Annotated in this window: 25 protein-coding genes and 1 pseudogene; 18 read left to right on the top strand and 8 right to left on the bottom strand. The window is 54.6% G+C overall.

From position 1 onward, the window contains the following. Positions 1-31 precede the first annotated feature (31 nt). On the bottom strand, positions 32-991 hold the full coding sequence (locus ACB028_RS00350; protein ID WP_223380332.1) for a hypothetical protein: 960 nt from the start codon (positions 989-991) through the stop codon (positions 32-34). 177 nt (positions 992-1,168) lie between these two features. Here ACB028_RS00350 and thiI point away from each other — a divergent pair, with 177 nt between their 5' ends. Continuing rightward, complete coding sequence (gene thiI, locus ACB028_RS00345; protein ID WP_371143201.1) at positions 1,169-2,617, top strand: tRNA uracil 4-sulfurtransferase ThiI; 1,449 nt, start codon at positions 1,169-1,171, stop codon at positions 2,615-2,617. A 69-nt stretch (positions 2,618-2,686) separates the two neighbouring features. Here thiI and ACB028_RS00340 read toward each other — a convergent pair whose 3' ends face one another. Continuing rightward, entirely contained in the window at positions 2,687-3,079 is a 393-nt protein-coding gene (locus ACB028_RS00340) for a hypothetical protein (protein WP_371143200.1), read from the bottom strand. A gap of 93 nt (positions 3,080-3,172) precedes the next feature. Further along, positions 3,173-3,808 (bottom strand): trimeric intracellular cation channel family protein, encoded by a 636-nt coding sequence (locus ACB028_RS00335; RefSeq protein WP_224211491.1) that lies wholly within the window; start codon positions 3,806-3,808, stop codon positions 3,173-3,175. A gap of 411 nt (positions 3,809-4,219) precedes the next feature. On the opposite strand from ACB028_RS00335, the gene ACB028_RS00330 reads away from it, so the two are divergent. The 7 genes from ACB028_RS00330 (at position 4,220) to ACB028_RS00300 (ending at position 11,436) form a co-directional block, all read left to right on the top strand. Further along, on the top strand, positions 4,220-5,083 hold the full coding sequence (locus ACB028_RS00330; protein ID WP_042071882.1) for a flagellin: 864 nt from the start codon (positions 4,220-4,222) through the stop codon (positions 5,081-5,083). Positions 5,084-5,847: 764 nt separating this feature from the next. After that, a complete protein-coding gene (locus ACB028_RS00325) occupies positions 5,848-6,705 on the top strand; it encodes a flagellin (protein WP_042071879.1) in 858 nt (285 codons plus the stop codon). A gap of 40 nt (positions 6,706-6,745) precedes the next feature. Continuing rightward, entirely contained in the window at positions 6,746-7,177 is a 432-nt protein-coding gene (locus ACB028_RS00320) for a flagellar protein FlaG (protein ID WP_223380334.1), read from the top strand. 12 nt (positions 7,178-7,189) lie between these two features. Then, entirely contained in the window at positions 7,190-8,584 is a 1,395-nt protein-coding gene (fliD, locus tag ACB028_RS00315; protein WP_371143199.1) for a flagellar filament capping protein FliD, read from the top strand. A gap of 19 nt (positions 8,585-8,603) precedes the next feature. Beyond that, positions 8,604-9,029, top strand: a complete 426-nt coding sequence (gene fliS / locus ACB028_RS00310; RefSeq protein WP_026456324.1) for a flagellar export chaperone FliS — start codon at positions 8,604-8,606, stop codon at positions 9,027-9,029. Then, entirely contained in the window at positions 9,029-9,331 is a 303-nt protein-coding gene (locus ACB028_RS00305) for a hypothetical protein (protein ID WP_042025521.1), read from the top strand. The genes fliS and ACB028_RS00305 overlap by 1 nt, the downstream gene beginning before the upstream one ends. Further along, a complete protein-coding gene (locus ACB028_RS00300; RefSeq protein WP_223380336.1) occupies positions 9,331-11,436 on the top strand; it encodes a 6-hydroxymethylpterin diphosphokinase MptE-like protein in 2,106 nt (701 codons plus the stop codon). Before ACB028_RS00305 ends, ACB028_RS00300 begins: the two co-directional genes overlap by 1 nt. A 111-nt stretch (positions 11,437-11,547) precedes the next feature. On the opposite strand, the gene ACB028_RS00295 is transcribed toward ACB028_RS00300, so the two are convergent. The 5 genes from ACB028_RS00295 to pseF are packed head-to-tail and all read right to left on the bottom strand — an operon-like array spanning position 11,548 to position 16,102. Next, positions 11,548-11,811 (bottom strand): hypothetical protein, encoded by a 264-nt coding sequence (locus ACB028_RS00295; protein ID WP_223380337.1) that lies wholly within the window; start codon positions 11,809-11,811, stop codon positions 11,548-11,550. After that, complete coding sequence (locus tag ACB028_RS00290; RefSeq protein WP_225632866.1) at positions 11,808-13,100, bottom strand: motility associated factor glycosyltransferase family protein; 1,293 nt, start codon at positions 13,098-13,100, stop codon at positions 11,808-11,810. Before ACB028_RS00290 ends, ACB028_RS00295 begins: the two co-directional genes overlap by 4 nt. Beyond that, positions 13,093-14,139 (bottom strand): pseudaminic acid synthase, encoded by a 1,047-nt coding sequence (gene pseI / locus ACB028_RS00285; protein WP_371143198.1) that lies wholly within the window; start codon positions 14,137-14,139, stop codon positions 13,093-13,095. Before pseI ends, ACB028_RS00290 begins: the two co-directional genes overlap by 8 nt. A 6-nt stretch (positions 14,140-14,145) precedes the next feature. Continuing rightward, positions 14,146-15,417, bottom strand: a complete 1,272-nt coding sequence (gene pseG / locus ACB028_RS00280; RefSeq protein WP_371143197.1) for a UDP-2,4-diacetamido-2,4,6-trideoxy-beta-L-altropyranose hydrolase — start codon at positions 15,415-15,417, stop codon at positions 14,146-14,148. Then, positions 15,407-16,102 carry a pseudaminic acid cytidylyltransferase gene (gene pseF / locus ACB028_RS00275; RefSeq protein ID WP_225632861.1) on the bottom strand — a complete coding sequence of 232 codons (696 nt, stop codon included), beginning with the start codon at positions 16,100-16,102 and terminating at the stop codon, positions 15,407-15,409. The genes pseG and pseF overlap by 11 nt, the downstream gene beginning before the upstream one ends. A 153-nt stretch (positions 16,103-16,255) precedes the next feature. On the opposite strand from pseF, the gene ACB028_RS00270 reads away from it, so the two are divergent. The 10 genes and pseudogenes from ACB028_RS00270 to ACB028_RS00225 all read left to right on the top strand — a co-directional run bounded on the left by ACB028_RS00270 (position 16,256) and on the right by ACB028_RS00225 (position 26,060). Then, positions 16,256-16,795: a GNAT family N-acetyltransferase gene (locus ACB028_RS00270; RefSeq protein WP_225632860.1), complete on the top strand. Its 540-nt coding sequence runs from the start codon at positions 16,256-16,258 to the stop codon at positions 16,793-16,795. Beyond that, positions 16,792-17,025 carry an acyl carrier protein gene (locus ACB028_RS00265; protein WP_119196731.1) on the top strand — a complete coding sequence of 78 codons (234 nt, stop codon included), beginning with the start codon at positions 16,792-16,794 and terminating at the stop codon, positions 17,023-17,025. Before ACB028_RS00270 ends, ACB028_RS00265 begins: the two co-directional genes overlap by 4 nt. After that, a complete protein-coding gene (locus tag ACB028_RS00260; protein ID WP_371143196.1) occupies positions 17,025-17,774 on the top strand; it encodes an SDR family NAD(P)-dependent oxidoreductase in 750 nt (249 codons plus the stop codon). The genes ACB028_RS00265 and ACB028_RS00260 overlap by 1 nt, the downstream gene beginning before the upstream one ends. Further along, on the top strand, positions 17,771-19,129 hold the full coding sequence (locus ACB028_RS00255; RefSeq protein ID WP_371143195.1) for an AMP-binding protein: 1,359 nt from the start codon (positions 17,771-17,773) through the stop codon (positions 19,127-19,129). Before ACB028_RS00260 ends, ACB028_RS00255 begins: the two co-directional genes overlap by 4 nt. Then, the gene (locus tag ACB028_RS00250) at positions 19,126-20,181 is read left to right on the top strand and encodes an acyl-protein synthetase (protein ID WP_371143194.1); all 1,056 of its coding nucleotides are present in this window, start codon (positions 19,126-19,128) and stop codon (positions 20,179-20,181) included. The genes ACB028_RS00255 and ACB028_RS00250 overlap by 4 nt, the downstream gene beginning before the upstream one ends. Continuing rightward, positions 20,160-21,359, top strand: a complete 1,200-nt coding sequence (locus tag ACB028_RS00245) for an acyl-CoA reductase (protein WP_371143193.1) — start codon at positions 20,160-20,162, stop codon at positions 21,357-21,359. The genes ACB028_RS00250 and ACB028_RS00245 overlap by 22 nt, the downstream gene beginning before the upstream one ends. A gap of 170 nt (positions 21,360-21,529) precedes the next feature. After that, positions 21,530-22,483, top strand: coding sequence for a glycosyltransferase family 2 protein (locus ACB028_RS00240; protein WP_371143192.1), 954 nt, complete (start codon positions 21,530-21,532; stop codon positions 22,481-22,483). Beyond that, positions 22,480-23,622: pseudogene (gene glf, locus ACB028_RS00235) on the top strand (UDP-galactopyranose mutase); the annotation flags it as partial. The gene ACB028_RS00240 and the pseudogene glf, both read left to right, overlap by 4 nt. Positions 23,623-23,655: 33 nt before the next feature. Continuing rightward, the gene (locus ACB028_RS00230; protein WP_371143486.1) at positions 23,656-24,579 is read left to right on the top strand and encodes a glycosyltransferase family 2 protein; all 924 of its coding nucleotides are present in this window, start codon (positions 23,656-23,658) and stop codon (positions 24,577-24,579) included. Positions 24,580-24,590: 11 nt separating this feature from the next. Continuing rightward, positions 24,591-26,060, top strand: coding sequence for a glycosyltransferase (locus ACB028_RS00225; protein ID WP_371143191.1), 1,470 nt, complete (start codon positions 24,591-24,593; stop codon positions 26,058-26,060). Positions 26,061-26,097 lie beyond the last annotated feature (37 nt).

The raw sequence follows: 26,097 nt of genomic DNA, 5'->3' as shown, positions 1-26,097 counted from the left end.
ATTGTCGATTTCCCCGCAGGGTGTCGCGGACTCAGGGCTTGACCTGACCCAACCGGGTGAAGAAGTGCTGACTCTTGCGCTGGTGGAAGTGGCTCTTCTTGATGGAGTGGAATACCAACGTGCTGTCCGGGTGGCTCGCCTTGAGTTGGTGGATCATCGCCATGGCGGGCAGACTGGTGCTGATCATGGTGGTGAGGGGCAGGCTTCGGGTTTGTGGCCCCAGCAGTTGGTTGAGTGCCTGCTGGGCCTGCTCGAATCGCGTCAATGCTGCGGGTTCCGGGTATCCGCTGCCGAGCATGGCGAGCAGGGCATCGAGCGTCTGATGAAACTCGGCCAGCTGTTGGCGAAACCCGCTGCGCCCACGCAGAGCGATAAGCTCCACAAACGGGATCTCGTTCAAGTGAGTGGGTACTTGCAACGGGATCTCCAGATGGAAGCAATCCTGGCCGCCACGGTTGTGATAACGGGATTCGAGCAGGTGGAGCAGCCTGTCCAGATAGTCGTGATCCGTGATGAGGGCTCCCTCATTGGCGAGTGCCCACTCACGGGCGAGGCGCATGGAGAGCAGGTTGGCAAAGCGTCGTGCCATCCTGATCCCTCCCTCGTCCCGGCTGGCAAAGCCGTTGTCGAGGCAAAAACCGTGCAAGCGCTCCAGGCCTGCTTGGGCCGGGCAGAAGCAGTCGTGGTTGGCGCTTTGGCGCCAGCGTGCGATGAGTTCCTTGTTGCCAAACACTTTGTGGCGGACAAAATCGGGGGCGATAAGGCCGCCGAGCTGACTCTCCAGCTGGGGGGTGATGGCGGCAAAGAAGGTGGGTTCCGGCCGCTCTGCCAGCAGATCCGTCTCTGTTTCGAGGGTCTTCAGCAGGGCGGTCAGGCCGCTCTTTTCGCTGACGGTGAAGACAAAGGCGAGCCGCTCCAGATAGAGCAGGGCAAACTTGAGCCAGAGCTCGTCACGTACCTCCATGCCGGGGTAGTAGATATAAGTCTTCATCGGATCAATCTGTTGTCGGGATCTTGCCAGGGCGCAGGGTCGGGAATATACGCAAAATCGCCGCCATGCGGCAAACATTGCGTGGCGGTCTGTGAGCAAACGCTCATCCAGTAGGCGCTGGGCACAAAGTTCTGATATAATTCGCGCCCTTAAATCAAGGTCACCCGAGTCATTACCATGAAGTTCATTATCAAGCTGTTCCCGGAAATCACCATCAAGAGCAAGTCGGTTCGCCAGCGCTTCATCAAGATACTGCAGGGCAATATTCGCAACGTCTTGCGCCGCTTCGACGACGATGCCCGGGTGCGCATGGATTGGGACAAGCTGATCGTGAGCTCGCGCAATGACCAGTTCCGTGACCAGGCCATAGAAGCGCTCGCCTGCATCCCCGGCATCCAGTCCTTCCTCGAGGTACAGGCCAGCAAGTTCACCGATCTGCACGATATCTTCGAACAGGTCAAGGCAGTGTGGGGCGACCAGCTCAAGGGCAAGACCTTCTGCGTGCGTGCCAAGCGTCACGGCAAGCACGAGTTCTCCTCTCTTGAAATTGAACGCTATGTAGGTGGCGGCCTGAACCAGCACTGCGTGAGCAACGGCGTGCGCCTCAATAACCCGGACGTGAAAATCAACCTCGAGATCGATGGCGAGGAGCTGTTCATCGTCAGCGCCATCCATCAGGGCTTGAGCGGCATGCCCATCGCCACCCAGGAGGACGTGCTGAGCCTTATCTCCGGTGGTTTTGACTCGGGCGTCGCCTCCTTCCAGTTCATCAAGCGTGGTTGCCGCGTGCACTACTGCTTCTTCAATCTGGGCGGTGCAGCTCACGAGATCGGTGTCAAGCAGGTGGCCTATCACCTGTGGAACCGTTTCGGCTCCTCCCACCGGGTGCGTTTCACCGCGGTGGACTTCGAGCCCGTGGTGGCCGAGATCCTCGAGAAGATCGACAACGGCCAGATGGGCGTGGTGCTCAAGCGGATGATGATGCGCGCCGCCGCCAAGGTGGCCGACGAGTTCCAGATCCCGGCCCTGGTGACCGGTGAGTGTGTGGGCCAGGTCTCCAGCCAGACCCTCACCAACCTGAACGTGATCGATCGGGTGACCGACAAGGTGATCCTGCGCCCCCTCATCACCTGGGACAAGCCGGACATCATCAGCGAAGCTCGCCGCATCGGCACCCTGGAGTTCGCCGAGACCATGCCGGAGTACTGTGGCGTTATATCCAAGAAGCCGACCGTGAAGGCGGATCTGGCACGCATCGAGGCGGAAGAGGGGAACTTCGACTTCGCCATTCTGGACAAGGTGGTGGCCGAGGCCCGCTACCTCGACATTCGTCGCATCGGTGAAGAGACCGCCGCCGAGGTGCAGGAAGTGGAGACCACCGCCTCGACCGGTGACAACGAGGTGATCCTCGATATCCGCTCCATGGATGAACACGACGAGAAGCCGCTGCTGGTGGAAGGGCGCGAGGTGCAGCATATTCCCTTCTTCAAGCTGGCTACCGCCTTTGGCGATCTGCCGAAAGAGAAGACCTACCTGCTCTACTGCGATCGCGGCGTGATGAGCAAGCTGCAGGCGCTTTACCTCAAAGAGAAGGGCTTTGCCAACGTCAAGGTCTATCGCCCCTGATCCGGTGGACCTCCGCCCATAAAAAAATCCGGCCATGTGCCGGATTTTTTTATTTCACTCGGAATGACGTCAGGGGCAGGGGACGGGCGTAAAGGTGGATTGCCCCTGGCAGCGCCAGCCCATTTCGGCCTGACGCATCTGCCACAGGTTGTTGCTGCGATAGAGGGTCAGGATGTAGAGCATGTCGCTCTTGTTGCCATCAAGGGCAACGGAGAGCACCAGATCGTTGTCCAGCTGTCTGGCCTGGATACGACTGGGTATGTCGTTGTGGCCGACGAAACGCAGTGCCACTTCACGATAATCATTGACCCAGTTCTGGCGAGCGCTGCTCGCCTGGCGGATCTGCTGGTTGAACTGCTGTACCGGGGTTGACGCGAGACGGCCGAACAGCACCTGTGCCTCGGCTTGCGCTGTTGTCGCATAGATCAGTAACAGTGAAGTTATGAGTCCAAGTTTTTGCATGAGGGATTCCGGCTTACAACACTGGATCCTATGACAACAGAAAAGCCTGCTTGGTTCAACGAACAAGGCCGGGGGGCAAGCCACCCGCACTTGTCATTGGCTGCGCTGCAACGAGAAGGTGGGCAGTGACAGGTGCCAGTAGATGGCGGCGACCCGCAAGCCAAAGACGGTTGTCATGCAGATGAGCATGGCCGTCACCGGATCCACGTTGGCCTCCAGCGCCAGGGTATAGAGAATGCCCCCCAGGATGCAGGCGGTGGCATAGATCTCCTTTTGCAGCACCATGGGGACCTCCCGGGCCAGCACGTCCCGGATCATGCCGCCTGCGACCCCCGTCATGGTACCCATGATCACCGCGATGAGCCCGGGGGTACCGAAGTTGAGGGCCTTCTGGGCGCCGATCACGGTAAACAGGGCAAGACCGAAGGCATCGGCTACCGGCAATACGTACCAGGGCATGCGTCTGGGTAACTTGACCATCCACATGCCTACAAGTGCTGTGACGATCACCACCCAGATATAGAGGGGATCGCGTACCCAGAATACAGGGGTGGCCCCCAGGATCATGTCGCGGATGGTGCCACCGCCGATGGCGGTGACGGCGGCCAGCACCATGACGCCGAAGCCGTCCATCCTTAGCCTTCCTGCAACCAACACTCCCGAAAACGCGAATACCGCAGTACCAAACATGTCGCTGATATAAACAATCTGCTCAACCAGTGTCTGCATGGAGAACAACTTACGTCCAGTTATTGATGGGGTCGCGATTTTAGGGGGCGCGCCGCCTCTGACCAATGGGCGTCTGCAAGAAGTGGGAGCCAGACCAAGTTTTTGCTTGCGGCGACATGGATGGTGAAGCTTGTGCGGCGGGGGAGCTGGTGTGTAAAGGGATATGATGATGCCCGTGTGAAACCAGTCCTTCTTTGCTCCATGCTTTCGTTGAAGGATGGATGGCATTTTTTTCCTCAAGTTAAGAGAGAACATGCCGATAAATAGGGTAAGCGGCGCTAATGCGATGAAGCGTTAAAAAAACTGCTAAAGACATCGAAAAAGCAGCCGTTAAATAAGACGCATCAGGCAGGAAAAACAATAAAGCCTGAGTAAATAAAAGAGCAAATTTAATAGCTTAGGAGAATAGTCATGAGTATGTATGTAAATACCAACGTTTCGAGCATCAATGCTCAGCGTAACCTGCGTAATAGCAATATCAATCTGGATACCGCCTATCAGCGTCTGTCATCCGGCCTGCGTATCAACAGCGCCAAGGACGATGCCGCCGGTCTGCAGATCTCCAACCGTCTGACCTCCCAGATCAACGGTCTGAATCAGGGTAACCGTAACGCAAATGACGGCATCTCCCTGGCGCAAACCGCAGAAGGGGCGATGGAAGAGATCACCGGCATGCTGCAGCGGATGCGCACCCTGTCTCAACAATCCGCCAACGGTTCCAACAACACCGATGACCGGATTGCCTTGCAGCAAGAGGTGAACCAGCTCTCTACCGAGATTGATCGTATCGCTGGCGATACCACCTTCGGTGGTACCAAGTTGCTCGACGGTTCATTCAACGGCACCTTCCAGGTGGGGGCAGATGCCAACCAGACCATCTCCTTCAGTCTGACTGGTTTTTCCTTCAGCATTGCCGGCTTGGCCGGAGCCAATGCGGCAAATACCACTGTATTCGTGGCAGGTGCTAACGGGATCAATATCCAGACCGCATCGGCATCACAGAAAGTACTTGCGGATGTGGACAAACTCATCAAGCAGGTCGATGCCAAGCGTGCCGAGTTGGGTGCGGTGCAAAACCGGATGGAATCGACCATTCGCAACCAGTCCAACATTGCGGAAAACGTCAGTGCGGCGCGAGCTCGGGTACGTGATGCGGACTTTGCGGTAGAAACTGCGAATCTGACGCAGTTCAACATCCTGCAACAAGCAGCATCAACCGTACTGGGTCAGGCTAACCAGCGACCCAATGGCGCACTGCAACTGCTGCGTGGTTAAGAATAAAAAATGAAAGGCGGTTGTTCAGGCCGCCTTTCCGGAGGACGCATCAGAGGGTGTTCGGGAAATCATGTCTCTGATAAGTCACAACACTGTAGTACACTACTAAGCTCAGCGGGCAGTTTATATTCAATAAACCTTCCCGCCCAATTCTCCTGAGCTAAAGCTCGTTGGCCGACCTTGATGTCGGCCTTTTTTATTTTCAACGTGACAAAGCATAACCCATGCCAGTTCTGAAATGCTTCCACCAGCGAGAAAAGAGAGTCGTACGCTTCTGCTTTATCGTGAACCGTCAAGGTTTTGAGGTGGTAGACAGATCCAGTCATCTTTTCAGGCTGTCAAATTGTTGGCTCAATAGGCGCTTGTTGCCATTGGCCCGAGTCAAAACAATGACCCCAGCTTGAGTCTTTGCTCCCCCTTTTTCTGATATACACCTGTGACAATTCAGTTACTTATCTGTTCTTAACCAAAGGTAGCCGATGTGTTTGAGCTGCTCTTTGGGGGTGGATTGATCTGAGGGGGGCAATCATTTGCCGCAGGCGGCAAAAAAAAGACTAAAGCTTCGTTCAGCGTGGCCGTTAACCAAGGTAAGCAAAAGATTGGGTGTTCGGGACTCCTGGATTTTGCGGTGTGGTGGGTGATTGTCCGTTCAAACAATCCCCACTGGTCGAGAGTAGGCGGGCTCGTTCAACCCTCTACTCCCGGATTGCAACAAGGCTGATGTAAGCGAGGCCTGCAGTCTGTATCGATTGGGAGATTAAATCATGGCTATGTTTATTAACACCAACGTGTCCTCGCTGAACGCTCAGCGTAACTTGATGAATACCAACAAGACACTGGACACTTCATATCAACGTTTGTCGTCCGGTCTGCGTATCAACAGCGCCAAGGATGACGCCGCCGGTCTGCAAATTTCCAACCGTCTGACCTCCCAGGTCAACGGTCTGAATCAGGGTAACCGTAACGCAAACGACGGTATCTCCCTGGCGCAAACCGCAGAAGGTGCGATGGAAGAGATCACCGGCATGCTGCAACGCATGCGGACTCTGGCACAACAGTCTGCGAACGGTTCCAACAACACCTCCGACCGTACCGCGCTCCAGCAAGAAGTCGACCAACTCTCTACCGAGATCGACCGTATTGCCAGTGACACTACCTTCGGTGGTAAGAAGCTGCTGGATAGCTCCTTCAAGGGTGAATTCCAGGTGGGTGCCGATGCCAACCAGACCATCTCCTTCAGTCTGACCGGTTTCGCGTTCAACGTGGCGGGGATTGCCGGTAATGCTTCAGTGACAACCGCTTTTGCTGCCGGTGCGTCCGGGATCAACATCAGCGCTGCCTCCTCAGCGCAATCCGTACTTGGTGCTGTCGACAAGATGATCAAGTCTGTTGACTCCAAGCGTGCAGAGCTCGGTGCGGTGCAAAACCGGATGGAATCGACCATTCGCAACCAGTCCAACATCGCCGAAAACCTCTCTGCTGCCCGTGCGCGTGTACGTGATGCGGACTTCGCGGTCGAAACTGCCAACCTGACTCAGTACAACATCCTGCAGCAAGCCGCGTCGACCGTGCTGGCGCAAGCCAACCAGCGTCCGAACGGTGCACTGTCGCTGCTGCGTTGATAAGCTGATGAACAGGTATGGAAAGTAGTTGGAGGACATCATGGCAAATGAAGTAAACCTTGGCTCGGCCTCCTCCTATGCTTTTCCAAAAACTGAAAGCAGTAGCCGTGAGGCTACTGCTTTTGTTTTGGCGCAGCAGAAAGAGGATATGGCGAAGAAGCGTCAGCAAGAGTTGGATGAGGCAGCAAAACAGGAAGCTGCCGCCAAAGAGGAAACAAAATCAGCATCTTTGGAAGAACAGGTACAAGAATTGCAGTCGATCGTATCGATCAAAGGATGGTATCTGAATATTTCCAAGGATAATGAGCTTGGCAAGACCATCGTCAAGCTGCTGGACAAGGATTCGGGAGAGGTGATCCGCCAGATCCCGAGCGAAGAGTTGCTGTCCATATCCAAGCGGTTTCGTGAACTTGAGCAGTCGGGGATCGATGAGAGTCATCGCAAAGGGCTGCTGTTTGATAAATCTGTGTAGAGGGAGGTTTTTATGGGCTCGATAACATCTGCTGGCGTGGGATCCGGCTTGCCACTGGAAGATCTCATTAAAGCATCTTTAGATGCTAAGAAAGCCCAGTTTGAAAAACAGGTTGTGACCCGTGAGGCCAACCTGAAAACCTCGCTTTCTGGTGTCGGCAAGTTGAAATCAGCCATCGACACCTTCAATACAGCCCTTCAAAAGTTGGCAAAGCCGACCGACTTTGCGGGGCGCAAGGTCACCATAAGCCAGGATACGACCAATCCGGTGCTGAACATGACGGCGACGGATACGGCCAGTCAGGGCAAATATGATATCCAGGTTGATCAACTGGCCAAGGGCACCAAGCTCACGTCTCAGGAAGGGACATTCAGCTCGCCCAAAGACGTGATTGCCACCGCAGATGGCAAGTTGACCTTCACCGATGGTGATAAATCCTTCGAGGTGGACGTCAAGGCGGGGGATACCCTCGAGCAACTGCGCAAACGGATCAATGCCAAGAGTGACAGCAATTTTGGTGTATCGGCCAACATCATCACCAGCAATGGCCAGTCCCAGCTCGTGTTGGAATCGTCCGTCACCGGCAGTAGCGGCAATCTGCAGATCACGGCCAGTACGCCAGAGCTGCAGAAATTCGATACAAGCAACCCCTCTTCATCCTTTGATCGGGAAAATGGTGTCGATGCCAAGGTGACCATCGACGGCGTGGAGGTGACCAACTCCTCCAATACCTTTGACAACGTTATTCAGGACTTGAAGTTCACTGTACTGCGGGTTAGTGACAAGGAGTCAGACGGTGTGACCTCCAAGAAAACCAAGGTCACTGTCGAAGACAACATCGATAAAGCCAAAGAAAACATCAATAATTTCGTCAAGGCTTACAATGATTTGCAAACGACCATGGATGCATTGGGCAAAAGGCCCGTGATCGTCGGTGGTAATCGAACCGGGGACCCGGGTGAACTCGCCGGTGATCCGACGCTGTTTGCAATCCGGAATACCCTCTTTAAAGAGCTGTCCAGTGAGACAGGCAGTGGGGCCATCAAGTCGCTGTTTGATATCGGCATCAAGATGGACAAGGATGGAAAACTCTCCGTTGACTCCACAAAACTCGATGACAAATTGAAGTCGGATTTTAATGGCGTATCTGCGCTGTTTTCCGGCAGTGATGGTCTGGCCAAGCGCATTGACCCGCAGATGAAGGAATATACCAAGTCTGCCGGATTGCTGGCTCAGCGTCAGGACGGGATCAATACCCAATTGAAAGACATTGCGCAGAAACGAACCGACTTCAATGCCTATATGGTGACCTATGAAGAAGGTTTGCGTAAAAAATATGCTTCACTCGATGTGATGATCGCCAAAATGAACTCTTCTTCCAATGCCTTGGCTGGCATGTTGATGTAAATATAATTGAGACGGTGTTATGTATCAGCGAAACATTAAAGCATATAAAGCTACGTCACTTGAGGCCGAATTGTCGGTGGCCGATCCCCATCGTGTCATTCAATTGCTTATGCAAGGTTTTCTGGAACGTTTGGCCAAGGCAAAAGGAGCCATCGAGCGTAAGGATTATGAACAGAAATCGATGCTGATTTCGTCTGCTACCGCCATTTTGAATGGCTTGCAAGACTCCCTTGATATGGAACTGGGGGGCATTACCAATGATCTCTATGGCTTGTATGGCTATATGAAGGATCGTTTGCTCGATGCATCCGTGAATATGGATATTGCCGCGATTGATGAAGTCATCGGGCTGATGCTTCCTATCAAGAGTGCCTGGGATCAGGTACCGGAAGAGGAGAAGCAAAAAGCGTATGCGATGCGCCGTGAAAGAGGAGAACTTTCCTGATGCCTGATCTTCGCAATGAAATCATCAGGCTGACGCAACGCATCATGGTATCGCTTGGTGGTGAGGACGAAAACCTCACTACCGCTCTGATAGACGAACGACGGGCGGTGATCGACAAGTTGATTGCCCATCGTGACCCTCAAGTCGACTATAGCGAATTTGTTAAGCAGGTGTCTGAACTGGATGCTCAGATTGTCGACACGCTTTCCCAACATAAAAATGAAGTGGCTGAATCAATTTCATTGCTCAGCAGAAGCAGCAAAGCGTTGGCGTCATATAATAAAAACCGTGGAGAGTTCTAATGCCATCGTTAAATGATATCATTCATCGTTCGGAAGATGAGTTGCAACGTTTGACATTGCAACATCAGCAAGAAATTGCATTGGCACAACTAATCCCGGTTCGTTTTTCACAGAATATCGACGCCTTCCAGAAATATATTCCTTCGATAGCCGAACAGTTTTCATCCTACAAGCCAAGCGCCGATTTTGAGATTTTTTGTACAGAGAATGGTATTGCCAATCTGCGTTGGCAGGAGAGCGGCCATATTTTATATGGCGAAGATCCATTCGATGAATGCCTGCAACAGATCGAAGCCGCATTGGCATCCGGTGGATTGATAAAATTTGGCATCGAGCGGCAATGGGATCCTTTCCAGCAGCAGCACTTTCTCTATACCAATGCATTGCAGAATGTGATTGCCGAGTTCAGCAAACAGAATACCGCCAACGCTGAGACTCTTCCTCACGATATTCCACTTATGCTTATGTTTGGCCTGGGCCTTGGCTATCAGTTGGGATATCTCTACGAACGCAAGAACATCGCCAATCTGTTTGTTTTTGAACCGAACCTGGATCTTTTCTACGCATCCTTGTTCTGTTTTGATTGGGCGCCATTGCTGGATTATATCGCTGAAAACAAACTGGGTATTCACATTTTTCTGGGGCAGGATGAACATGTCATCATGCAGGACCTCAAGGATGCGGTGAATAAAAAAGGAGCATTTTTATCTTCCCAAGTGTTTGGCATGTCCCACTACCAATCAGCAGTGCTCTCATCGCTACAAGCTCAAATTGCCAAAGAGTTCTATTCACTGGCGATGGGATGGGGCTTTTTTGATGACAGCCTGTTTGGCCTCGCAAATGGCGTTGACAATATCCTTGCCGGCGCCCGTTTTCTGAGTCTGAAAAACAGACTGCCCACATCCCTCAAAAAAACGCCAGTCTTTGTCATCGCCAATGGCCCGTCGCTGGATGCGGATATCGAATTTATCAGAGCGCATCAGCATCAGGCCATATTGATTGCATGCGGTACGGCAATCTCCTCGCTCTATAGGGCGGGCATTACGCCGGACATATATATTGCGGTCGAGCGGGTGAACATGGTTGCGGCACATCTTGCCCAGATGAATGCCAGCGACTATTTGCAGGATATCCTGATGATTGCTCCGGATGTCATTCATGCCGATACCAAGCGTATGTTCAAACGATATGTGCTCGGTATCAAGGCTGACGAGCCGCTTTACGTCCTGTTGTGCAATCATTTTGACTGGGCGGCAGAACTGCAGTGCTTGAGTTGCATCAATCCGCTGGTGGGCAACCTGGGGATCAGTTTGCCGCTGCACCTTGGTTTTGAACGCGTTTATCTATTCGGGCTTGATAATGGATTCAAATCTGCTGAGCATCATCACTCCCGCTTGAGCGGTTATTATGATGAAAAGGGCAATCCTATCGCCGCTTATAAAGATATGGCGTTGGCGCTGGCTGACAATATCAGGCCTGCCAACTTTGGCGGTGAAGTGCAAACCAATCAGCTATTTTCTGCCTCTGTGATGATGGCTGAATTTCTGGTTCAGCATTGCCCGGATGCAAACATATACAACTGCTCCGATGGCGCTTTGATCAAGGGTTGTGAACCGCTGAAGAGCCGGGATATTGTGGATTTGCCACCCATGCTCGATAAGAAGGTGCTGGTTGATTATATCTACAACGACATGGCCATCTCGGTGGATACCTCTCGTGATGCGATCGAGCCGCTGCTTGACGTTGATCTGTTTGTACGGGTGATGGAGTTGATGAAACAGGATTGGGCTGCCGATTTTTCCTCACGGGCCATGCTGGTGGAGGCGATGCAACGCAGCATGGAATATATCAACGTGATCCGGGAGAGCAGGCAGTCTCATATCCACAACATACTGTTTGGCTCTCTCAACGGCATGTTTACCCTGTATCTGGCGATAGCCTATTTCAACGATGATGAAACCTTGTGCATGGCATGTGTCAATGAGCACAGGCATCTCTTTGTGGAATTTCTTGATCGTATGGGAATGATTTATCCCCATGCCCTCGACTATATCCAGGGAAGACACATCGCGGCTGTGCCAAGTTTGGCTTATCAGTTGTCATAATATTTTGACATCTTGAGCTGTCAGAACAATCAAAGCCCTCCCGTCAGAGACGATGGAGGGCTTTTTGTATGAGTTGCTGAACCTGAAGAGAGGCTTTGGGCTTGCAGGATGTCACCTCTTGGCGGCCATTTCCAAGAGGGCGACGAACTCATATTCGAGTTCGTCAGCCAGGGCCAGCCAATCTTCACGCTCTTGTTGCTCCAGTATGCGCTTGATGAGCACGGGCAGCAGTTGCTGCTGTTGTGCTGGCCAGCTCAGGCTCTCGGATGCGGTTTGCTCCAGCAAGGCAGGAAGCGTCTGGATTGCCTCCAGAGACAAGCCAAGGCGAAAACGCTGCGCCAATGCAGTGAGTTGGGCTGTCAGAGAGGCACTCATTGGGTTATCTCCGGGTGATAGTGGCAGCCCTGGATATACGCACCATCCTTGCAGGTGTTCCAGAAACGAACTTCGGGGTGACGATCTATGTAGCGCTCCAGCTCACACAGGTAGCCAGCAAAGTTCAGGGTCGTGGTCACCCGGTTGCCATGGCCATCGTGCACCCAATGACGTGCTGTATGGGCACTCGGGCCAAGTGAACCATCTTGCCAACCGGTATGGGTTTGATTGCCCGGGAATGCGAAATCGACGCCCATCAAGATGACATTGTTGGCCCCCATTTTGACGGCCAGATCCACGGCCGGGTGGATCACGCTCCCTCCTGAATGCAGCACGCCTCTGGGCAAGCTGGTGCGCAGGGCCTCATAGGTCTGGCTCATCGAGTAGGCGCCATAGCGCGGCCCCTGCCAGGCGGCCAGCGTCTCATGGGGCAGCATGGGGAAGTAGACCAGCTTGACCTCTTCGGAGCCGTGAGCTGGCAGCCTGTCCTGACCTATCAAGTGATCGATCGTGACGACCAGATCCGGCTTGATGTGGTGCGCCAGCAGCGTCTTGTAGGCCGTATCGACGCAGATGAGCAGTGGCCGTGTGGGTAGTTTCGCAAGTCCGCCCAGATAGGGCAGGTGACGTGCCAGTGTCGGGCCGGTGGCGATGATCAGTGCTGTGCAGCCAGGTCGGGAGCCAAACAGCTTGGTCACGTCGGCATCGTGCGCCAGTAGCTCGCGATTGCTTTCTAGTCGCGCCAGGCGTTCGGGGTCATCGGCTTTGAAGCGCCGATTGACGAATGGCAGGTTGATCTCGCTGATCAGCCGATCCCGGATGCGGACGGCAGCATCGTCGACCAGCAGCAGCTCGGCCGGCAGGGCGAAGAAGGGTAACCGGATCTCCTGGTCATCTCCCGCCATGGTAAGCACGACCCTGGGATCCGCGAGCCAGTCATCCTGCTCCAGCAGGCGCAGCACCAGCGCAAACAGGGCGCCGTTCATGATCTTCACCTCCAGACGGCGCAAGCTGCTGCGTTGCAACAGCACGCGGGGCAGATCGCCAAGCCCGGTGCCATAAATATGCAGTACGGGCTCTTCGGGCAGGCTGGCGGCCTGCAGCTCGGCCTCCTTTGCCCTGTCGTGACGGCTGGTGAGCTGGATCCCGTCGACGCTGAGGGTGGAACCCAGTCCCTCGGTCAGTTCAACCTGGAGGTGCGTTACATCTTGCGCCAACAGGCGGGGCCAGAGGGTGGGCCAGCGCTCGCTGATAAGCTGGCCATGGCGAGCAAACACTTCCTCATTCATCCTGTGCTATCCACTCCCAATCCAGCGGTTGGTTGGCGCTCATGTCCCGGGTAACCCGCTTGCCGAGGAGGCGATCGTAATCGGCTGGGGGCAGGCCAAGGGCGGGCCGAACCGACTTGATGTGGGCTTCGGTCAGGCGCTCTCCGTTAGCAATATCCTTGACCAGATAGAGGGAGCGGCGAAATGCGCGGTTGCCCTGCTCGCTTGGGGTGAGCTGATAGTCGGCCACGCCGAGCGCTGCCTGGGCGGTATTGACCGAGGCAACCAGCTCGGCAAGCTCGGCGGGCTCCATGGAGAAGGCGCAATCCGGTCCGCCATCCGCCCGGGCCAGAGTGAAGTGCTTCTCGATGAGGGTGGCGCCGAGCGCGGTCGCCGCGATGGCAGTAGCGCTGCCCAGCGTATGGTCAGAAAGCCCCACCTCGACGCCAAAGCGCTGGCGCAGCATGGGGATGACCCGCAGGTTATATTCGGCCGCGGGCGCCGGATAACCACTGACGCAGTGCAGCAGCGCCAGCTGGCCGTTGCCGTGTTTGAGCGCCATCTCGACCGCGGCGGCGATCTCGGCCTCATTCGCCATGCCGGTGGACATGATGAGGGGCTTGCCAGTCTGGGCGGCGTAGCGAATGAGGGGCAGGTCCACCAGCTCGAAGGAGGCAATCTTGTAAGCCGGGCAATCAAGGGATTCCAGCAAATCGACTGCGCTGAAATCGAACGGGCTGCTAAATACCGTGAGCCCCAGCTCGCGCCCCTTGGCAAACAGCGCCTGATGCCACTCCCAGGGGGTATGGGCCCACTCGTAGAGGTCATAAAGGCTGTGGCCATCCCACAGGCCGCCATGGATCTGGAATTCGGGTCTATCGCTTTTGAGGGTGATGGTATCGGGGCGATAGGTTTGCAGTTTGACTGCGCTGGCTCCCGCCTCCTTGGCGGCGGTCATGATGGCCAGGGCGCGCTCCAGGTTGCCGTTGTGGTTGGCCGACAGTTCGGCGATCACATAGGGGCTCTGTGTTGGGCCGATGGATTGATGGGCAATCTGCATCTGTGTTCAGGTTCCTGTGCCAAGTTGCCAGCCTTGTGGCGCCAACTGCCAGGGGGCTGGAGGCGCATCTTGCGGCGGTTTGGCAAGATAAATTGGGAATTGGGAGAAAATCTTCTGCAAGCGATATGCCAGCTCTTGCCAATCTTGTGGCTTGAGTGCTAGGTGTGTTTGCCAGGTCAGCTCTTGGCCGTTCAGGTCAAGGGTGAGCAGACGTGTCTCGTCCTGCCCGCCATCTTGTTGTAAAAATTGCCAGTGTTGGCCGTCGGGCTGCAGTTGGTAGCCGGTTTGCGGCAGCAGCCAGGCGGTGAGGCGATCGAGCCCGAGGCCATCCACTTGCTGCTGACCGCGTTGGCGATACGCCTCGGCCTTTTGTTCCAGTGAACACAAGGCCTGCGCGAGCCGCGAGGGGTCAGCGAGCTCGCTTAGCGTCAGGCGTTCGGCCAACTGGAGGCGGTCGATCACCTCATCATTGAACTGCTGGTTGTCGACGATGGGCACCGCCAGGGTTGGCAGGCCGAGGCAGGCGCGCTCCCAGGTCATGCCGCCGGCGGCACCGATGGCAAAATCGTGGCGCGTCATCAACTGCGCCATCTGATCGCTCTGGCGCAACAAGTCGATGCCAAGTTCGGGCAGCTCGGCAACCCTCTGCTGCAATTCGTCCCAGAAAGGGTTGGCGCCGCCCGCCACCAGGGTCCACTGGATGGTGCGGGCCCAGGGTAGACGAGCCAAGCTGTTGAGGGTGGTGAGACAGGCGCCGGCCGGATCGGCGCCGCCAAAGCAGATGAGCCCCCGTTGCCACTGAGCGATCTCTTGGCGTGCAAGCTGTCGGAAGGCCGGGCGCAGCAGCGCGTAATCGGTTCCCAGCAGCAGGCGACAGTTGTCTGGTATCAGGGGCTGATAGTTGGCTGCGGTGCGAAGAGGTCCCTGGTCCAGCAGGAGCTGACCGTGATGCGGTCGATCCGCCAGATCGTCGATCACCAGCAGTTGACAACAGTGGCGCGCCAGCGAGGCTTCAAGGGCTTGGTCGATGGTGTAGTGATCGACGATGAGCCAGGCCGGTCGTAGTTGGGACAGGGGCCCCGCATCATCCAGCGCAGCCAGAGGGTGGTAGTGGTGCAGCTTAAGCAGAGGCTGCAGGTGAGCCGGCAACCCATAACAGAGAAAGTGGCACTCGGCCCCCGCCACCTGCAACCGATCGGCGATGGCCAGGCAGCGCATCAGATGACCCAGCCCTATCTCGGGGCCTGCGTCGAGTCGAAATGCAATATCAAACGTCATGCTGGTGTAATACCCGATAGAGCAGTTCGGCCAGGCGCCAATCTTCCGGCGTATCGATGTCGACCACCCTGTGCCTTGGCAATATGTGTCCTATTCCTTCTCCGCCCACCGGGCTGATGCCGCCCAACCAGGCGGCGCGGCTGCCCCAGTAGAATTGTCCCGCATCCTGATAGGCGGGCTCCAGATCCTGAGAGCGCTTGGCCATCTGCTCTGGCCAGAAGGGAGTCACGCGTCCCTGCTCATCCATGCGCACTGCCCGCTGAATGGGAAAGCCGAATTCCGCCACCGAATAGACGAAGGGAGCCTGGCTTGCGAGCTGTCGCTGGTGGGCCGCCTTCAGGTCATCGGCCTGGATGAGCGGCACGGTGGCATAGATGCAGCAGTAGTGATCGCTGGTGACACCGAGCTCGTCGAGTCGCCGAATGGCATCGATCACCACCGGGGTGGTGCCGGTATGGTCGTCGGCGAGGTTGGCGGCGCGCAAAAAGGGCACGTCGGCGCCGAGCTGGCGTGCCACGCAGGCGACCTCCTCATCATCGGTAGAGACCACAATCTGGCTGAAACACCCTGCCGCTTTGGCGGCGTTGATGGCATAGGCGAGCATGGGCTGGCCGCAGAAGGGACGGATATTCTTGCGCGGGATGCGCTTGCTGCCCCCTCGGGCCGGGATGATGGCGATGGCCATGAAGTTTCTCCATGAAAAGCCGATATGACAGTAATAAGCAGGATTGTAACCCTGAATCCGTGAATGATGACAGTTGGCATGACCCAGGATCTTCGATTGAACTCATTGATGGCAAAAGAGATAATTGAAAATCACCGTGAAATGGACAGTGATATGACAGGTTTGAAAGAGTTTGCCCGCTACGGGGTCAAGCTGGTGGCGCTGGCACAGGATGATATCGAGATGGTGCGCCAGTGGCGCAACGATCCCAAGATTGCCGACCTGATGCTGGACAAGACCCATATCACGAGGGAGATGCAGCAGCAGTGGTTTGCCAGGCTGCAGCACGCGCAGGATCAGTTTTATTATCTGGTCTGGTTTAAAGATCAGCCCATCGGGGTCGCTTCTCTTATCAAAGTCAATCGTGACGCCGGGCATTGTGAACCGGGCATGTATATCTATGTCGATGAGTATCGCAACAACATAGTGCCCTTCTGCGTTGCGTTCGCCCTCAATGATCTGGCCTTTGAAGGGCTGGGTCTGTCACAGCTGTTTGGCAAGATATTTGCCAACAATCAGGCTTCTGTCCGCTTTCACGAGGCGTGTGGCTACCGTCTTTACGAGACGCGGGAGGATGGCCTCGGTTTGTATGTGCTCGAGCGGGAGGCCTATTTCGCCGCTCGCGCCAAAATCGCTCGTTTTATAAGGTATTGATGATGCAACTAGAACAGATTTTCTCCGATGCACTGGGCATCGAGCTTGAACAGGTTTCCGATGCGCTCAGCTATCAGGGGATCCCCCAGTGGGACTCCGTCGCCCATATGGGCTTGATTGCCCAGCTGGAGGATCACTACGGTGTGCTGCTCGATACCGATGACATCATCGACATGAGCTCGGTCGCCAAGGCGCGGGAGATCCTGACCAAATATGGTGTCGCCCTCTGATGACGGGCCTGTTGCAGGGGAAACGGGTAGTGATCACCGGCGCTGGGCGCGGCATCGGTCTCGCCATCGCCCGGCAGTTTGCCGCCCAGGGCGCCGAGTTGTGGCTCAATGGTCGCGATGAGGAAGCTATCACCCGGATGGTAGAGGCGCTCGGCGTCGAGTTTGGCGTGCCTTGTATACCGCTTTGCTTCGATGTGGCCGATCCGCAGGCGGTCAAGCAGGCCTTCCAGCAACTCTTTGGCCAGACCCGCCAGCTGGACGTGCTGATCAACAATGCAGGGGTGCTGGACGATGCGCTGCTCGGCATGGTCCAGCAGCAGCAGATAGAGCGCACCTTCGCGACCAACAGTTACAGCACCCTCTATTGCAGCCAGTATGCGGCTCGCCTGATGCAACGCTCCGGCGGGGGCAGCATCATCAACATGGCGTCCATCATTGGCCGGGTAGGCAATGCCGGCCAAGCCGTCTATGCCGGCAGCAAGGCGGCGGTGATCGGGATTACCCAGTCACTGGCCAAAGAGCTGGCCGCGAGCCAGATCCGGGTCAATGCCATCGCCCCCGGCTTCATCGATACCGACATGGCGCGCTCTCTGCCGCCAGCCAAGTTTGACGAACGGGTAGCCAGCATCGCCATGGGGCGCATCGGCACGCCGGACGAGGTCGCCAGCGTGGCACTGTTCCTGGCCTCGGATCTGTCCCGTTATGTCACCGGTCAGGTGATCGGGGTCGATGGAGGCATGCTGATTTGAGCGCGCCCGACTTGCTAACCCATCTGGTGGTGGGCAATAGCGCCCCTGCCTGGCGGGATCCCGATGAAGGCTGGCTCAGCTACGGCGAGCTGGCGCAGCGGGTAGCACGGCTCGCCAAGGCCTACCCGAGCGGGCGTCAGCTGATCTATCTGCCCTTTGTGACCTCAACTCGTCACCTGCTTCACTACCTGCTGGCCCTGCGTGATGGTCATGCAGTCATGCTGGCCGATCCGGCCCAGGACGAGGAGACGTGCCGTGCCCTGTGCGAACGGTTTGGCGCGAGCCTGGTCGTGACAGCGGAAGGCGGCCTCGTGCACCTTGGCGAGGCACCCGCTTTGCATCCAGAGCTTGCCTTGCTGCTGCCCACTTCAGGTAGCACGGGATCCAGCAAGTGGGTGCGGATCTCCCGGGCGAGCCTCAATGCCAACGCCGCCGCCATCGCCGAGTATCTGGCGCTGGATAGTGCGGAGCGGGCGATCACCAGCCTGCCGCTCTTCTACTCCTTTGGCATGTCGGTGCTCAACAGCCATCTGCTGGTGGGAGCCTCGCTGGTGCAGAGCGCGGCCAGCCCTCTCGAACGCCAGTTTTGGGAGGAGGTCAATGCCCATCGGGTCACCAGCGTGGCCGGGGTGCCTTTCACTTTCCAGATGCTGAGTCGTTTGCGTTTTGACTGGTGCCGTTACCCCAGTCTCATGACCCTGACCCAGGCCGGTGGGCGCCTCGAACCGACTTTGGCGAGCCAGTTCGCCCATCAGGCTGCGTCACTGGGGCGTCGTTTTTTTGTCATGTATGGCCAGACCGAGGCGGCGCCGCGCATCGCCTGGTTGGGGCATGACGAAGTGCTGGTTGCCCCGGATGCCATCGGCCGCGCCGTACCGGGAGGGCATCTCTCCTTGCGCCCCGAACCGGGACTGCCCGAAGGGGAGGGCGAGCTGGTCTATGAAGGCCCCAACGTCATGCTGGGTTATGCCGAAGGCCGAGCTGAGCTGGCGCGCGGGCGCGAGGTGGAGGCGCTCTTTACCGGCGATCTGGCCCGCTGCGACGAGGCCGGCCGGTTCTACCTGACCGGGCGTCTCAACCGCTTCCTGAAGCTCTTTGGCAAACGGGTGAGTCTGGCCGAGGTGGAGAGCTGGTTGCAGGCTCGGGGTCACTCCTGCGCCGCGACCGGTCGCGACGATCGCCTGCTGGTAGCCATCGAAGGGGAAGGGATTGCCTGCGATGTGCTGCAGGTCGAGGTTGCCCGCTGGTTGATGGTACCCCCTTCCTGCGTTCGCATTCGCATGCAGCCTCTGCCACGACGCAGCAATATGAAGATTGATTACCCGGCCCTGCTGACCCTGTTGGAGGCATCATGAACAGGTTGCTGGAGTCCCCCGTTTTCGACCTTGCCCAGCAGGAGAAGTCGGCTCTGTTGCTGGCGCGCCTCAACGAGCTGACTGTCCGGCATCAGCAAGTTTGTCCCCCTTACGCCAATATCTTATCGGCCTTTGGCTGGGGGCAAGCTACGTCTTACGCTGAGCTACCCTATCTCGCCGCGCGCCTGTTCAAACTGGCCAAATGGCAGAGCGTGCCAGAGGAGGAGGTGTTCAAGGTACTGACCTCATCGGGCACCACGGGGGCGCAGTCACAGATAGTGCTGGATCGGGAGACCGCCGCCCTGCAGAGCAAGGTGCTGGTGAAGATCCTGCAGGAGTTTGTCGGCAAGCAGCGTCTGCCCATGTTGCTGGTGGAGCAACCCGCGCTTATTCAGAATCGCAGCGGTTTTTCGGCTCGCGGGGCGGGGGCCCTGGGGCTCTCCTTCCTCGGGCGTGATCATACCTATGCCCTTGATGAGCAGATGCGGCCCAACTGGCCGGTGATCGAGGCATTTTGTGACAAATACGCCGGTCAGCCCGTGTTGCTGTTTGGCTTTACCTTCATGGTGTGGCAGTGCCTGCTGGAGCCGCTACGCGAGCGTGGTATACAGTTACCCTTTGCCGAGGGCGTCCTGTTTCACAGCGGGGGCTGGAAGAAATTGCAGCATCTGGCGGTGGATAATCCGGCCTTCAAGCAGCGCTGTCACGAGCAACTGGGTTTGCGTCGGGTGCATAATTTTTACGGCATGGTGGAGCAGGTGGGCTCGGTCTTCGTCGAGTGCGAGCAGGGGCATTTGCATGCCCCCGTGTTTGCCGATCTGCTGGTGCGCGATCCGCTGACCCATCAACCGCTGGGGATGGGCCAGCCGGGCCTGTTGCAGGTGCTCTCGGCCATTCCCGGCAGTTATCCGGGTCACAGCCTGTTGACCGAAGATCTTGGCGTCTTGCTGGGAGAGGATGATTGCCCTTGTGGCCGCCGTGGCCGTTATTTTCATGTATCAGGGCGCCAGCCGGGTGCCGAGGTGAGAGGATGCAGCGACACCTTCCAGTAACCCCTTCGCAGGCTTTGCAGTGGCAGGGAGGTCCCGAGGTCAGTTTCGTGGTCCCTCTGGCGGATTGGCATGGTTTTATTGCCGACCCCTTGCCCTGCTTTGCCCCCGTCATCTGCAATTTTGTGGCAGCGCTGTCGACCCGTTTGCAGCAGGAGGGGCGGCGTTATCCCGATCTGGCCGCGCTGGGTTTCTGGCTTCGCCCGAGGAATATTGATGAGCAGCGCAAGCGCATGGCGGGGCGCATGCCGCTTGGTATGGTTTTTCATCTGGTGCCCTCCAACGTCCCGACAGTGGCCTTCTACTCCTGGTTGATGGCGCTCTTGACGGGCAACAGCTCGGTGGTGCGTCTCTCATCACGGATTGATCCGATGCAGGAGGCCATGCTGGCCATCCTGAACGAGCTGTTTCAACAACCCGGGTGGCGCCCTGTTGCCGAGCGTACCCGCTTCGTGCGTTACGGCCATGACGAGGGGATCACCGCCTGGCTGTCGGATCGCTGTCGTCTGCGCATCGTCTGGGGTGGCGATGAAACCATCCGCCGGGTGCGAGCCATTCCGCTCTCCCCGAATGCCCAGGAAGTGGTGTTTCCGGATCGCCGTTCCATAGCGGTGCTCGACAGTCGTTGGCTGGCAGGGTTGGCGCCAGAACGATTGCAGCAAGTGCTGTCGGCCTTGCAGCAGGACTGTACCCGCTTCAATCAGCAGGCGTGCGCCTCGCCGACAACCCTCTGCTGGCTGGAAGAGCCAGATAATGACCTGCGCCGGCATGTGCTGGAGGCGGTGTTTGCTCCCTTCGCCCAGGATCCCGCGTTGGCCATGGAGCGTCTCATCAACAGTCAACAAAATGCCGCCATGGCGGGTGAGATGCAGTTGAGCACACTCCCGGGCGTCACCTTATTGACTCCTGCTATTTCGCTGCGACTCCCTCATATCGGGGGAGGTACAGTTGCCGAATTTGTGGCCGATAACCTGATTGAGTTGCTGAAACAGCCTTGGGACATGCAAACCTGTGTCTGGGTGGGCGAACAAAAAGCGCAGTGCGAAGCCGCATTGGTAGAAGCAACAGCCTGTCGCATCGACAGGGTCGTGGCACCAGGACAGGCACTGGCATTCGAATGGCACTGGGATGGGCTCAATATGCTGCGAGTGTGCAGCCGTGGGTACACAAACGCGCAATAATGGTTGCGACCTCACAAAAAACCAGACATTTCAATGAATTAACTTTATTTGGCACAGGCTTTGCAGTAAAAGTTCCCATCAAGGGGGAGAAAGGTTGACACAGACCGTGCGGTAGCCTTGCCGATTTTCCCCCGTTCGCTTCTTTTCTACTCATTTTCCTGGATCTCGTCATGAAACTCAGCGTATTGGTGCCGGTCTACAACTTGGAGCGCTTTATCGAACCCTGCCTGCTCAGCCTGCTCGAGCAGACAACCAATTTCGATTTTGAAGTGATCGCCATCGATGACGGCTCGAGCGATGGTTCCTGGTCCATCATGCAGCGCTTGGCTGCCCGGTGGCCGCGGCTGAGGGCATTGCAGAATCCGCAGAATATGGGGCTGGCCAAGACCCAGAAACGCCTGCTTGCCGAGGCGAGAGGTGAATATATTGCCTACGTCGATGGTGATGATCTTGCTCTGCCTGGCAAGTTGCAGGTGCTGGCCGACTATCTGGATGTCCATCCCGGCTGTGCGCTCTGTTATCACGAGGCAGAGGTATTTGACAGCGAAACAGAAGAGGTTACGGCCCATTACAGCCGCGATTATTACAATGCTGCTTATATTCCCCGCAAGGCCAGTGCAGAACACTTGATCCGCTATGGCTGTTTCCCCAATGCCAGTTCGATCGCCTTTCGGCGCCATCCTCACTTGCAGGAGGCGGTGGATGCCGATTGCAAGATCATCCTCGACCATCCGTGGCACATCCTCAACGCCTTGTATGGCAAGGGGAGCGTCGATGGCATTCCGGAGGTTTATGGACGTTACCGGATCCACACCCATAGCTTTGGGGGACAAACCAAGCGTTCGCCAGAGCGGCGGGAACAGGTACTGGCTGATCAACTCAAAGCCTGTGATAACGCGCGTCCATTCGGGATCGCCGATTCTGTTATCGCGGCAGGCAAGGCGCACTACCGTTTCGCGACGGCACTCTATTTTCTCAAGCAAGGCGATGTGGCGCGTTTCGAGCGCTTCATCAATGAATCCGTGGTGGATGACTGGTTCTTCGATGAGCGACATCAATTGGCCTGGGAGAATCGTGCTCAACCCACTATTGTGACGCAACAGCTTTTCGGGGCTTCTCAATGAGTTATCAGGCGATTGTCATCGGTGCCGGCCTATCCGGTGTCGTCATGGCTGAGCGAATGGCCAGCCAGCTCGGCTGGAAGGTGCTGGTGCTGGAACAGCGCGACCACATCGGAGGCAACTGCTTCGACGAGCATGACGAGCATGGGGTATTGATCCATCGCTATGGTCCGCACCTTTTCCATACTGACAACAAGGCGGTTTGGGATTACCTGTCACAGTTTACCGAGTGGCAGCCTTATGAGCATCGTGTGTTGTCACGCATCGATGGGCAATTGGTGCCGATCCCGTTCAACCTGACCAGCATCGAACGCTGCTTCCCCGCCGACAAGGCTGGCGCCATGATTGAGGTACTGCGCACTCGGTTCGGGGACGGCGCCAGAGTGCCGATTCTCGAACTGCGCAAGGAACAGGATCCCCTGCTGGGTGAACTGGCGGATTTCATCTATCAGAAGGCTTTTGTCAACTACACCAGCAAACAGTGGGGGGTACCGCCCGAGCAGATCTCCCCCGAGGTGACGGCGCGGGTACCCGTGGTGGTGAGCCGGGACGATCGCTACTTCACCGATGCCTACCAGGCGGTACCGAAGGACGGCTATGCCGCCATGGTCAGCCGCATGTTGGTGCAACCTGGTATTGAGTTACAGCTTGGTGTTGCGATGGATGAGCGAGTGGTGCTGGATTGGGAGGAAAAGCGAATTCTGCTTGATGGTGAACCCTTCTCCGGCCCGCTGATCTACACCGGTATGCTTGATCAGCTCTGTCCTCAGGTTGGATCGTTGCCTTATCGTTCGCTGCGCTTTGAGCACCGTCATCTATTTCAGTCACAGTTTCAGCCAGCTACCACGGTCAACTACCCGAATGAAGAAGCCTTCACGCGGATCACCGAGTTCAAGCATTTCAGCGGGCAGGAGCATCCCGGTACCAGCATTGTTTACGAATATCCCTGTGACTATGAACCCATGCAGGGGCTGGAGCCTTATTACCCACTCTTTACGGACATGGCCAAACAGCATTATCAAATTTGTTGTGACGAGTTGGCTAAATTTCCACAGGTGATCGCCCTTGGGCGTCTTGCTGAATATCGCTATTTTGATATGGATGATGCGGTAGATAATGCACTGTTGTGTTTTGATAGATATCAGAACTTATGGGCACCATTAATATCAGTAGTTATGACTGTTTATAATTGTGAAAGTTTTGTTGCAGAGGCAGTTAATAGTATTCTGTCACAAACGTTTAAAAATTTTGAATTCATCATCATAGATGATGGTTCAACAGACAACACACATCACATTCTACAAGTATTTTCGAGACAAGATCCGCGTATAAAGCTATATCGTCAGAGCAATGCGGGTTTGGTACATAGCCTGAATAAAGCGATAAAACTCGCACGAGGAAAATATATCGCGCGAATGGATGCTGACGATATTTCTGTTGCGAATAGACTTGAAAAGCAAATTGAATTCATGAACAATCATTCTGATGTGTATATATTAGGTGGGTGGGCCAAACTTTTTGGTGAGAAAAATGAAGTGTGGCATCATCGACAGGATGACAATTTCATAAAAAATCTGCTCATGTTCAGGACTTCGGGATTTCAACATTCTTCTGTTTTAATAAGAAAGAAAGTATTTGATAAATATAAGTATGACGCCCAGTGGCCTCATATCGAAGATGTCGCCCTGTGGTGCAAAATAGCAGCTAATGAGAAATGGAAATTTCATAACCTGAGATGCATACTTGTTTACTATAGAACACACCCCCAACAGGTAAGTGAAACATATCGAGAAATACAATCATCAGGATTTGCCAAAGTTACTCAAATATATGCCGATCAGCTTGGTGGAAATATTAGCTCTCTTGTATTATGGCGCAAGATCATTGAGTTATCCGTTATGGAGGCATCCGAAGTACTCGCTGCTGGCTCGCTTTTGAGTGATATAAGGTTAAAGTTAAAGCAGCCAGATGAATTCTTCGTAATTGAAGAGCGATGGTTAAGAATTTGCTTGGTAAACAAGGTACCGCGCCACCTTTATAAAAATCATGGGCCATATCGGAATGATTTTGTATTTTTGGCTGAATCACAATTAGCTTGATGGGTATAATTATGAAGAAAGTGATTGCCTTCGGTGCTGGTGGCTTGTTTAGAGCATTCTCACCGTTTATAAAATCCAACTATCAACTAGTTGCCATTTCAGATAATGACATAAAACAACATGGTAAATTGAATGATGGGGTTAGGATTATATCTCCTTCGGATATTATTTATCTGAATTTTGAACTTATTATTATCACTAGTATGTATTTTGAGGAGATAAAGGAAAAACTAATTTCTCTTGGTATAGATGATAATGTTATTGTAAATGTGTATGATGATCTTTTGATTCGTGAGAGTGTGGCTCATTATTTAGTTGCGCATGACGAATTTATGCGAGCAACAAATAGGATATCATTATTATCATTAACAAAGAAAAAATTGATAGTAATGAACTCTTTAGGAAATGGTGGGGCTGAGAGAGCATTATTAAATTTATGCCGTAGGCTTGAAGATAAAGAAAAAGTATTTGTGATTGTCATTGAAGGGGGGGGGGAATACTTTAATGTTCTTAGTCATTTAGTTCCAGTAATAGAAATATTTTCATCTATCGAAAACAGGCTACTTTCTCGTTGCTTTTTTATGCATTTTCCCGTCAAGGAGATATGCTCCCGATTATTCGGTCGAAATAAATACGATGTTGCTATTGCATATATTGAAGGGCTTTCTACCTATCTTGTTTCAGGAATAAATAGCATCTATAAAGTCGCTTGCGTACATGCAAACCTACGCTCTCATCATGTCAGTGCTCCTTATTATGCATCATTGAAAGCAGAATATGATGCTTATACCAATATCGACCACATGATCTTTGTATCTGGTTCTGTCAAGCATGGCTTTAATGAGAGAATCGGATGGCAAGGTTGTGAGTCTAGCATCATAGGAAATATTTTTGATATTGAAACTATTACTCGCATGTCCAACATGGGGAATGATTCACAAATCTCATCTCCATATATCGTTGCAGTTGGGCGATTGGTTGCAGTCAAAGGGTTCGATAAGTTAATTTGTGCCTTTGCCAAGATTAAAAGAAATAATCTGGAAGATATCAAGTTAGTTATTATCGGGGATGGCCCCATGAAATCAGCTTTGGGTGATTTGATATCTTCATTAGGAATGAAAGAACATATAATTTTATTGGGGAAGAAAGAAAATCCTTATCCATATATCAGGTCTGCTCAATGTTTAGTGTCGTCCTCAGTTAGTGAGGGACATCCACTTGCCATTGGCGAGGCCATAATCCTTGGCATACCGATTATTGCCACTGATTGTGAGGGCAACTCTGACATGGTGGCTCATGGCAGTTATGGTTATTTGTGTGATAATAGTGAAAGTGGATTGGTGAGTGCATTTACATATTTTCTTAATTCCCCAATGCATCAGGCTGTATTACAGTTTAAATCTGTTTGTGGGCAAATCCTTTTATCGGGTCAAAATGAAGTCGAAAAATGGAATGAGATTATAAATAAATCAGTATATTAGTTTGTATAGAGATTTATAATTTATCCACGAAATCAAT

Source organism: Aeromonas sp. S9(2024) (assembly GCF_041403185.1).
GTDB lineage: Bacteria > Pseudomonadota > Gammaproteobacteria > Enterobacterales > Aeromonadaceae > Aeromonas > Aeromonas enteropelogenes.
Note: the sequence above shows the minus strand (reverse complement) of the source record. Positions and strands in the feature narration are given on the sequence as shown.

What these genes read in the sequence shown, in the direction of transcription:
- pseG (WP_371143197.1), bottom strand. Translation starts at nt 15,417, where the DNA reads ATGACGTTTGATATTGCATTTCGACTCGACGCAGGCCCCGAGATAGGG.
- ACB028_RS00350 (WP_223380332.1), bottom strand. Translation starts at nt 991, where the DNA reads ATGAAGACTTATATCTACTACCCCGGCATGGAGGTACGTGACGAGCTC.
- ACB028_RS00305 (WP_042025521.1), top strand. Translation starts at nt 9,029, where the DNA reads ATGCCTGATCTTCGCAATGAAATCATCAGGCTGACGCAACGCATCATG.
- ACB028_RS00250 (WP_371143194.1), top strand. Translation starts at nt 19,126, where the DNA reads ATGAACAGGTTGCTGGAGTCCCCCGTTTTCGACCTTGCCCAGCAGGAG.
- ACB028_RS00225 (WP_371143191.1), top strand. Translation starts at nt 24,591, where the DNA reads ATGAAGAAAGTGATTGCCTTCGGTGCTGGTGGCTTGTTTAGAGCATTC.
- ACB028_RS00295 (WP_223380337.1), bottom strand. Translation starts at nt 11,811, where the DNA reads ATGAGTGCCTCTCTGACAGCCCAACTCACTGCATTGGCGCAGCGTTTT.
- fliS (WP_026456324.1), top strand. Translation starts at nt 8,604, where the DNA reads ATGTATCAGCGAAACATTAAAGCATATAAAGCTACGTCACTTGAGGCC.
- ACB028_RS00260 (WP_371143196.1), top strand. Translation starts at nt 17,025, where the DNA reads ATGACGGGCCTGTTGCAGGGGAAACGGGTAGTGATCACCGGCGCTGGG.
- ACB028_RS00325 (WP_042071879.1), top strand. Translation starts at nt 5,848, where the DNA reads ATGGCTATGTTTATTAACACCAACGTGTCCTCGCTGAACGCTCAGCGT.
- ACB028_RS00330 (WP_042071882.1), top strand. Translation starts at nt 4,220, where the DNA reads ATGAGTATGTATGTAAATACCAACGTTTCGAGCATCAATGCTCAGCGT.
- ACB028_RS00245 (WP_371143193.1), top strand. Translation starts at nt 20,160, where the DNA reads ATGCAGCGACACCTTCCAGTAACCCCTTCGCAGGCTTTGCAGTGGCAG.
- pseI (WP_371143198.1), bottom strand. Translation starts at nt 14,139, where the DNA reads ATGCAGATTGCCCATCAATCCATCGGCCCAACACAGAGCCCCTATGTG.
- ACB028_RS00320 (WP_223380334.1), top strand. Translation starts at nt 6,746, where the DNA reads ATGGCAAATGAAGTAAACCTTGGCTCGGCCTCCTCCTATGCTTTTCCA.
- ACB028_RS00270 (WP_225632860.1), top strand. Translation starts at nt 16,256, where the DNA reads ATGACAGGTTTGAAAGAGTTTGCCCGCTACGGGGTCAAGCTGGTGGCG.
- thiI (WP_371143201.1), top strand. Translation starts at nt 1,169, where the DNA reads ATGAAGTTCATTATCAAGCTGTTCCCGGAAATCACCATCAAGAGCAAG.
- ACB028_RS00240 (WP_371143192.1), top strand. Translation starts at nt 21,530, where the DNA reads ATGAAACTCAGCGTATTGGTGCCGGTCTACAACTTGGAGCGCTTTATC.
- ACB028_RS00335 (WP_224211491.1), bottom strand. Translation starts at nt 3,808, where the DNA reads ATGCAGACACTGGTTGAGCAGATTGTTTATATCAGCGACATGTTTGGT.
- pseF (WP_225632861.1), bottom strand. Translation starts at nt 16,102, where the DNA reads ATGGCCATCGCCATCATCCCGGCCCGAGGGGGCAGCAAGCGCATCCCG.
- ACB028_RS00300 (WP_223380336.1), top strand. Translation starts at nt 9,331, where the DNA reads ATGCCATCGTTAAATGATATCATTCATCGTTCGGAAGATGAGTTGCAA.
- ACB028_RS00340 (WP_371143200.1), bottom strand. Translation starts at nt 3,079, where the DNA reads ATGCAAAAACTTGGACTCATAACTTCACTGTTACTGATCTATGCGACA.
- ACB028_RS00230 (WP_371143486.1), top strand. Translation starts at nt 23,656, where the DNA reads ATGACTGTTTATAATTGTGAAAGTTTTGTTGCAGAGGCAGTTAATAGT.
- fliD (WP_371143199.1), top strand. Translation starts at nt 7,190, where the DNA reads ATGGGCTCGATAACATCTGCTGGCGTGGGATCCGGCTTGCCACTGGAA.
- ACB028_RS00290 (WP_225632866.1), bottom strand. Translation starts at nt 13,100, where the DNA reads ATGAATGAGGAAGTGTTTGCTCGCCATGGCCAGCTTATCAGCGAGCGC.